Source organism: Tenebrionibacter intestinalis, from assembly GCF_016632365.1.
Classification (GTDB): Bacteria; Pseudomonadota; Gammaproteobacteria; order Enterobacterales; family Enterobacteriaceae; genus Tenebrionibacter; species Tenebrionibacter intestinalis.
Map to the genome: position 1 here is coordinate 1 of NZ_JAEPBH010000166.1, position 605 is coordinate 605.

Consider the following 605-nt stretch of genomic DNA (forward strand, 5'->3'; position numbering starts at 1 on the left):
TCCGGCGCTCTTTCTTTAAAAAGGGCGACTGGCACACGGCCACCGGCGATGCGGCGTATGACGGCAGGAACGTCAGCCAGGCGCTGTCGCTGGGCCTGCTGCGCATGGAGGGCAATACCGGCGAGAGCGGCGAGGGCTACCGCGTAAACGGACGCGACGCGGTCAGCGTCTCCGGCGACGGCGGCGACGTGGCGCGCCAGCAGGCGCCCGGGCAGGGCGGCGGGTTGAGCCTCGATATTGCCCTTGCCCTGCCGGACCTGCTTACCGGCGGGCCGGTAAAGGGCGTGACCGACGTCCCGCTTCAGGTGCCGCCGGGGCAGCATATCACGCTGCCGCTGGCCCCGCAGAGCGTGGACGGCGAGCAGACGCAATGGGAAATTCGCCTTGCCGCGCCCTCCACGCGGCTGCCGGACAACAGCCTGTACCGTATCAACCCTGGTCCGTCGTCGGCGTATCTGGTGGAAACCGACCCGCGCTTTACGCAGGAGAAAGCGTGGCTGGGCAGCGACTATATGCAAAAAGCGCTGGCCGTCAACCCGGATAATCAGCTTAAGCGCCTGGGCGATGGCTACCATGAGCAAACGCTGATACGCGAGCAAATCACC

At 66.4% G+C, this 605-nt stretch carries 1 pseudogene; it reads left to right on the forward strand.

Going from position 1 to position 605, the window contains the following annotated elements:
- Positions 1 to 605 (forward strand): annotated as a pseudogene (locus JJB97_RS18325) (hemagglutinin repeat-containing protein); the annotation flags it as partial.